The following is a 7,096-nucleotide window of genomic DNA, read 5'->3' on the forward strand; positions in this document are numbered from 1 at the left end:
ACATCCGCTCGCACGGTCCGCGAACGGATCCGCCAGGCCGAGCCCCTCCAACACGTCGAGGAAGCCGCCGGTCCGAGCACCGATCACCCGAAGGCCTCACAGCTCGACACGACCCAGTCGGTCCCGTTCCCCCTCCTGCGCCGGGCCGTCAGGGAAGGGCTCATCTCCCCCGACGCTGCCAGCGTGATCACCGCCGCACTCGGACCGGCGCGGAAGAGCGGAGTGCCCGCCCTCCGCGTCGCCGAGGCGGAGTGTGCGCTCCTGGCGGCGGCCATGGGCGCGGATGCCGTGACGTCCCGGGCTCACGTGTTCGGGGCTGGGACCGAGGCCCTCCTGACGGAGGTGGGGCGCTCTGGCACCCAACCGGCAGCAATGGCACTGACGCAGTTGTCCCGGCTCGCCCGTTCCTGGAGCAGGATGCTCTCCCAGGAGTCCGACCCCGATGGTGGGCAGGAGGACTCGCGTGCGTCACGGCATCGACGCGAGGCACGGCGCTTCCTGACCATCCACGCCCTGCGCGAGGGCACGAGACGGGTGGAGGGCGAGCTCCTGCCCGAGACAGCGGCACAGCTGGAGCGTCTCCTCGATGCCTACCTCAATCCGCGCACCGAGAGCGCCACACCGGGCACCGCGGACCCAACCGAGCCGGGCCTCGGAGCGGCCGGAGGAGCGCGAGGGCACAGCCCCGATCCATCGGCCGACCTCGACTCGACAACGGGGGCCGACCCGACTGCGGGCCACGACCCTGTCACCGGCCCCGGGACTCCCATTGCTCCCAGAACGCACCTGAGCCTGCGGTTCGCCTCCCCCGTACCTGTGGATGTGCTGAGGGAAGTGGCGGGTCGACCCGGTCTTGGAGGAATCTTGGAAGCCACGGGCCAGATTGGGATCCATGACTTCCACACCGAACTTCCGTGTCGCCGAGGGCACAACGATCGTCGGCACCCGTGCAGAGGACCACCGCCTGCGCATCACCGAGGCCTGGCGACTCACCGGCGTCTCCGCACTGTGGGTGGGCGCGCTCATCGTCGTCGCTATCTGGGTCCGGGGCGGAGGCCTCCAGGATCTCCTCTCCCCACTGACCGGTGGTGCTGTTGCGGACACGCTCACCTCCTCCGGGCGGATCACCGGCCTCGTCGCGTCTTACCTCCTGCTCCTCCAGGTCCTCCTGATGGCTCGCGTTCCCCTGTTCGAGCGGGCGTTCGGTCACGACGCCCTCACCCGCTCCCACCGGCGCACGGGTTTCTGGTCCTTCTGGCTGATCATCGCGCACGTCGTCCTCATCGTCCTCGGATACGCGGCCACGGCCTCCCAAGGGGTGCTCGCGGAGCTGTGGCAGGTGGTCACCACCTTCGAGGACATGCTTCCCGCGACTCTCGGCACCCTCGGGTTCGTGGCCCTCGTGTTCCTCTCCCTGCGCAGACTGCGCCGGGCACAGCGATGGGAGACCTGGCACCTCCTCCACCTGTACGCCTACGTCGGTGTGGTCCTCGTCCTCCCCCACCAGCTCTCGACGGGCGCGGACTTCGTTGGCTCGCAGGTGGCGAGTGTGTTCTGGTGGTCCCTGTGGAGTCTGGCCGCCGCCTGCACGCTGGTGTTCCGGATCGTGCGTCCCCTGTGGATGTCCGCCCATCACCAGTTGCACGTCGAATCGGTCCGTCCCGACGGGGAGCGTGGGGTCACCGTCGTCATCGCCGGTAGCGACCTCCACACCATGGGAACCCAGGCCGGGCAGTTCTTCGTGTGGCACTTCCTCGACGGTCACGGTTGGCCCTGGGGTCACCCCTTCTCCGTCTCCTCCCTGCCCGACGACTCCCACCTGAACATCACCGTGCGTGTCGTGGGCGATGGCACGCGCCGCATCGCCGCCCTCAGGCCTGGCACCCGGGTGATCGCCGAGGGCCCGTACGGGCACATGACCGCGGCGGTCCGGCGGGGTCGGGACCTCCTGATGATCGGCGCGGGTGCGGGCGTCGCGCCCCTGGTGTCACTCCTGGAGGTCCTGCCCTACTCTCCCGGACACGCCACCCTGGTGGTGCGGGACTCCACCGCGGGTGCCATCCTCCTCGACCACCCCATCCGGCGGCTCGTCTCCACCCGCGGTCTCACGGCCCTGTCCCTCCTCGGGCCGCGCTCGCGTGGTGGTTCCCCCTGGGTGCCCGAGGCGTTGCGGCCCCCCGACGGACCTTCATTCCTGGGGAGGTGGGTCCGCGATCCGTCGCTCACCGACGTCTACTTGTGCGGACCGGGCCCCTGGATGGCCTCCGTCCGCAAGGACCTGCACCGACTGGGGTTCACCCACGACCACGTCCACTTCGAGAACTTCAACATCTGAGACCGAGGGATTCCCATGCGCAAGACCGTCTACTCCCTGCTGAGCGTCCTGAGCGCCGCCGTGCTGTCCCTGAGTTTCCTCTCCTCCACCCGGAGCGCGGAGACCACCCTCGCGGACTCCTCCACGGCGACGAACACCTCACCACGGTCGTCCTCCACGCCCTCGTCGACCACACCGTCGACGACCGACGCCCCCTCACCCGGCGCGACGTCCTCCGCGGACACCCAGGGAGGCAGCGCTTCCGACACGACGACGCCGTCGACGGGACTGAAGGACGGGACCTACACCGGTGAATCGACCGACACCCCCTACGGACCGGTCCAGGTCGAGGTCGTCGTGTCGGGCGGGACCATCACCTCGGCTCAGGCCGTGACCTTCCCGAACTCCTCCGGTCATGACCAGATGATCAACTCCCGAGCCGTCCCACTGCTCAATTCCGAGGTGGTCGATGCCCAGGGAGTCCAGATCTCGATGGTCACGGGAGCGACCTACACCTCGGAGGGCTACCTAACGTCCCTCCAGAGCGCCCTCGACCAGGCGGCCTCGTGAGCGGGGTCGGTACCGGACCCGGAGACGGCCAACCACACAGTCCCCACCGGGGCCACGTGTCCTGGGTCCGCACCGCGTCCCTGATGGGGACGGTCGTGGGAATCCACGTCGTGTCGGCCGGACCATTGGACGATGACACGCAGCTCGATCGGGCCGCCCGGGAGGCGTTCGGCGACCTGGAACACATCGAGGAGGTCTTCACTCCGTTCAACGAGGGATCAGACATCCGCCGCCTCGCCCGCGGCGATCTCAGCATCTGCGACGCGGACCCCCAGATCATGGAGGTCCTCGACCTGTGCATGACGGCAAGATCCCGGACCTGGGGACTCTTCGATCCGTGGTGGAGGGGATGGTTCGACCCGACCGGCATCGTCAAGGGATGGGCGGTCGAACAGACGACCCGGCGTCATCTTGCGCCGCTGGTCGCCTCCGGACTCGTCGACGCCGTCGGCATCAATGCCGGGGGTGACATGCAGCTGCTGAGCGCCGAGGAGACGACCTGGACGTGGAACGTGGGCATCGCCGACCCCTTCACCCCGGGTGCGACCCTCGGTCGACTCTCACTGCGGTCGGGAGCCGTGGCCACCTCCGGAACCGCCGAACGAGGCTCGCACATCATCGACCCCAGGTCCTCCCACCCGGCGCGATCCGTCGCCTCGGCGACCGTGGTGGCGCAGAGCCTGACGGAGGCCGACCTGTGGGCGACCGTCGCATGTGTGGCCGGATTCGACGACATGTCCTGGGTGCGGGACTCGACCTCGGAGTCGGCGCTGGTCGTCGGCGTCGACCACGGGGTCCGACGGTGGGTCGGAGACGCCGCGGACGCCACACCCCCGGGGGCGGCACCGACCCCGTGGATCAGTGAGCCGGAGCGGGAGCGGAGGCACGCATCGTGAACTGGCCATCGGACAGGAGGGTGGTCGGGGCGCCGAGGAAACGGGTGAGGACCAACGCGGTGAGGGCGTTGGCGCACAGGATCGCCGCCAGGACGAGGATCTGGAAGCGCGCCGCCTCCAGCGCGCTGGAACCCGCGAAGAGCGCGCCGACGAACGCCCCCGGAAGCGTGACAAGCCCCGTGGTCCGGGCCTGGTCGGTTGCGGGCATGACGGACATCGAGACTGCCTCCCGGACCGCGGGTCGTGCCGCCTGCCGAGGCGTCGCCCCCAGGGCGAGCCATGCCAGGTACTGGTCCGCCCCCAGTGTCAGGCGCGACGCGAGGTTGCGCATGAGCAGCGATGTCGCGGTCATCGAGTTCCCGATGACGATCCCGCTCATGGCCAGGACCTTCGACGTGTCCGAGATCGGAACCGCTCCGAGGGCGACGATCACCAGGACGGGCGCCACCCAGCCGGCGGCCAGCGCCACGGCGATAGGTCCGGGACGTGCCAGGGACGAGGGTGCCCTGCGGTGTGCGGTCACCACCGCCACCCCCGTCATCAGGCAGAGGAAGAGGACGGTCAGGCGCAGGTCGGCGACGACCCAGCGCAGGACGACGGAGAGCAGGCCGAGCTGGAGGGCCGCTCGAACGAGGGCCACCATCTGCAGCCAAGGCTTCTCGGCCCCGATGACGGTGAGGATTCCCCAGGCCGTGAGCCCGAGGATGAGGACGGCAATGAGAGAGGGAATCACTCCGTCTGCCCCGGAGTCGGTGCCGGTGCCGGTGTCCGTGGCGCAGCCGTGTCCATGGTCCCATCCTGCCCCACGTCCGTGTCCCGGCGGAGCAGCGAACCGCGTTGTTACCCTGTGGGCGGAGGTGCACCCATGATCTGGCGGCGGCGGACGACGCGATCGCGGAGCGTCCCGGAAATGGACCCCGACCGCGAGGTGACGCGGCGCGCGTCCCGGGCGATCGCCCGGGACATCGCTGTGCTGAGCGCCGTGATGGTCCTGGCAGGAGCCGCCCTGTTCATCATCGGACTGTGGGTGGAGTCCCGCCGCTCGCGCAGGCGTTTCCCCCGTGGTGACATCTTCGAGATCCACGTCGACATGAGCGATGCGACCGGACTGATCGTCGTGGTCGCGGTGGGTGTCGTCCTCCTCGCCGGTCTGGGCACCCTGCTCATCGCCCGTCGGGCGATGCGACCGCTGGAGGAGTCGATGCGTCGGCAGCGCAGCTTCGTCTCCGATGCGAGCCACGAGTTGCGCACGCCGCTCGCCGTGGCCAGCGCTCGTGCCCAGCAGCTCGAGCGGCTCGCCCACGGGGACGAGAAGGTCCGAACCGTGGCGTGCAGACTCCGCTCGGACATCACGGCGATGTCGGACATCGTGGACGACATGCTCGCCTCCGTGGGTGGGGAGACCCGTGGGGTGGGACAGTCGCAGTGGCGCCCCGCGCTGGTGTCCGCCGTCGAGGACATGGAGTTGGTCGCCTCCCGACGCGGCGTCCACGTCCTCGTCGACGTTCCTGGGCCCCCGGGGGGCACCACGCCGATGCCCCAGGGTGAGCTGCGACGGATCCTGGGAGCCCTCATCGACAATGCCATCGACTACTCCCCTGCAAGCGGCACGGTCCACGTCACGGCAACCGAAGGACACCAGCACCTGATGATCCGTGTGCGCGACGAGGGAGAGGGGATCTCCGGAATCACACCCGAACGGGTCTTCGACCGTTTCGCACACGGCGCACCACCGAAGTCCGGAGACGAGTCCCGTTCCTCCCACGGGATCGGTCTGGCACTGGTGCACGACCTGGTGACCACGCGCGGGGGGACGGTCAGCGTCGAGTCGACCGGGTCGACAGGGACGACCTTCCTGGTGTCGCTTCCCACACGGGCTCCCGCCGGAGCTGACGGAGGTGGGGGTCGTTCCGAGGTGGCTTCCCCCCAAGGCCCCGTGGGCGCTCACGGAGCGCCCGAGGAGGAGAGGCATGGATCCTGAGAAGGGCGCTCTGTTGGTGGTGGAGGATGACCCACGTCTGGGACCGATCATGCGTGACGTCCTGGAGGATGACTGGGCAGTCACCCTGGCAACGACGGTCGCCACGGCCCGCGAGGCGTTGCTCTCGCGGGTCTTTGCCGTCGCGGTCGTCGACCGGCGCCTTCCCGATGGCGACGGGGCCGATCTGGTCACCTGGATGCGCCGCCGCGTCGACCCGACGCCAGTGCTGATCCTCACCGCCCTGGGCACGACCAGCGACAAGGTGGACGGGTTGGATGCGGGCGCCAATGACTACCTGGTCAAGCCGTTCGACTTCGACGAACTCAATGCCCGGCTGCGCGCCCTGACCCGCGACTACTCGACGGCCAGCGACCAAGTCGTCATCGGCTCGTGGTCGTTCTCGCCCCACCGTCACACCATCAACTCGCCCTACACCGGCCGCATCCTGCTGACGGATCGGGAGTCCGCGCTGCTGGCCGTCCTGGCGGCTCACCCCCACACGGCCTTCACCAGGACCCAGCTGCTGGCCGCCGCCTTCGAGGCGGGGGACCAGTTGGGCACCGTGGACACGTATGTGCACTACCTGCGGCGCAAGACCGAACGGGACATCGTTGAGACAGTCAGGGGTGTGGGCTACCGGCTGGGGACTCCGCTGTAGGCCGAGGTGTCGGATGTCGCCCCGCGGCGGGCGGTGGCGGCTTCCGGGGGCGGCGGGCGGTCCCGTGGTGGTCGTCTTCCACCACCCACCGTCGACGAGGGCGGGCGGCGGCATTGGTCGAGGTGTGGGGCCGTCGGTTCACGGTTCGTGGCTCATGCCCACGCAGGCGGGGACCACCCAGGTGAGGCGGGTGCGCATGTCGTAGCGGGCGGCTCATCCCCGCGCAGGCGGGGACCACGACCTCGGGGCGGCGGGCGCGGCCATGGCGGGGGGCTCATCCCCGCGCAGGCGGGGACCACTGGGCATGAGAAAAGCCGCCCACATCGGACGGCGGCTCATCCCCGCGCAGGCGGGGACCACTGGGCATGAGAAAAGCCGCCCACATCGGACGGCGGCTCATCCCCGCGCAGGCGGGGACCACGTCACCCCGAACGTCGACTACTACATCCGGCCGGGCTCATCCCCGCGCAGGCGGGGACCACGTACCTCTGACCGTGTGCCATGTGATGCAGACCGGCCCATCCCCGCGCAGGCGGGGACCACTGCTCATCCAACAGCTCCGGCACCACGTTCGGGGGCTCATCCCCACGCAGGCGGGGACCACGACGGGCGCGTGTCGGGGAACCAGGTCGCGCCAGGCTCATCCCCGCGCAGGCGGGGACCACCACCAAGCGTGG

Annotated in this window: 6 protein-coding genes, 1 pseudogene and 1 CRISPR repeat array; of the genes and pseudogenes, 6 read left to right on the forward strand and 1 reads right to left on the reverse strand. The window is 69.8% G+C overall.

The window, feature by feature from the left end; all coding sequences use genetic code 11:
• Positions 1-27: 27 nt before the first annotated feature.
• The 4 genes and pseudogenes from TA90_RS15980 to TA90_RS02800 all read left to right on the forward strand — a co-directional run.
• Positions 28-627: pseudogene (locus tag TA90_RS15980) on the forward strand (DUF222 domain-containing protein); the annotation flags it as partial.
• A 265-nt stretch (positions 628-892) separates the two neighbouring features.
• Positions 893-2,335: a ferredoxin reductase family protein gene (locus tag TA90_RS02790; protein WP_082031302.1), complete on the forward strand. Its 1,443-nt coding sequence runs from the start codon at positions 893-895 to the stop codon at positions 2,333-2,335.
• 15 nt (positions 2,336-2,350) lie between these two features.
• Positions 2,351-2,884 carry an FMN-binding protein gene (locus TA90_RS02795; RefSeq protein WP_043534504.1) on the forward strand — a complete coding sequence of 178 codons (534 nt, stop codon included), beginning with the start codon at positions 2,351-2,353 and terminating at the stop codon, positions 2,882-2,884.
• 83 nt (positions 2,885-2,967) lie between these two features.
• Complete coding sequence (locus TA90_RS02800) at positions 2,968-3,780, forward strand: FAD:protein FMN transferase (RefSeq protein ID WP_082031306.1); 813 nt, start codon at positions 2,968-2,970, stop codon at positions 3,778-3,780.
• Here TA90_RS02800 and TA90_RS14850 read toward each other — a convergent pair.
• Positions 3,743-4,513, reverse strand: a complete 771-nt coding sequence (locus TA90_RS14850) for an ABC transporter permease (RefSeq protein WP_043534505.1) — start codon at positions 4,511-4,513, stop codon at positions 3,743-3,745. The two genes, TA90_RS02800 and TA90_RS14850, sit on opposite strands and share 38 nt — an antisense overlap.
• Before the next feature lie 177 nt (positions 4,514-4,690).
• Between TA90_RS14850 and TA90_RS02810 the strand changes: the two genes are divergently transcribed.
• Positions 4,691-5,761 (forward strand): sensor histidine kinase, encoded by a 1,071-nt coding sequence (locus tag TA90_RS02810; RefSeq protein ID WP_043534506.1) that lies wholly within the window; start codon positions 4,691-4,693, stop codon positions 5,759-5,761.
• Complete coding sequence (locus TA90_RS02815; protein ID WP_043534507.1) at positions 5,751-6,419, forward strand: response regulator transcription factor; 669 nt, start codon at positions 5,751-5,753, stop codon at positions 6,417-6,419. Before TA90_RS02810 ends, TA90_RS02815 begins: the two co-directional genes overlap by 11 nt.
• A 153-nt stretch (positions 6,420-6,572) precedes the next feature.
• Positions 6,573-7,084: direct repeats of the CRISPR family, unit length 24 nt; unit sequence CATCCCCGCGCAGGCGGGGACCAC.
• Positions 7,085-7,096 lie beyond the last annotated feature (12 nt).

The sequence above is a fragment of the Actinomyces polynesiensis genome, from assembly GCF_000820725.1.
GTDB lineage: Bacteria > Actinomycetota > Actinomycetes > Actinomycetales > Actinomycetaceae > Pauljensenia > Pauljensenia polynesiensis.

What these genes read in the sequence shown, in the direction of transcription:
- TA90_RS02790 (WP_082031302.1), top strand. Translation starts at nt 893, where the DNA reads ATGACTTCCACACCGAACTTCCGTGTCGCCGAGGGCACAACGATCGTC.
- TA90_RS02795 (WP_043534504.1), top strand. Translation starts at nt 2,351, where the DNA reads ATGCGCAAGACCGTCTACTCCCTGCTGAGCGTCCTGAGCGCCGCCGTG.
- TA90_RS02800 (WP_082031306.1), top strand. Translation starts at nt 2,968, where the DNA reads ATGGGGACGGTCGTGGGAATCCACGTCGTGTCGGCCGGACCATTGGAC.
- TA90_RS02810 (WP_043534506.1), top strand. Translation starts at nt 4,691, where the DNA reads ATGGACCCCGACCGCGAGGTGACGCGGCGCGCGTCCCGGGCGATCGCC.
- TA90_RS02815 (WP_043534507.1), top strand. Translation starts at nt 5,751, where the DNA reads ATGGATCCTGAGAAGGGCGCTCTGTTGGTGGTGGAGGATGACCCACGT.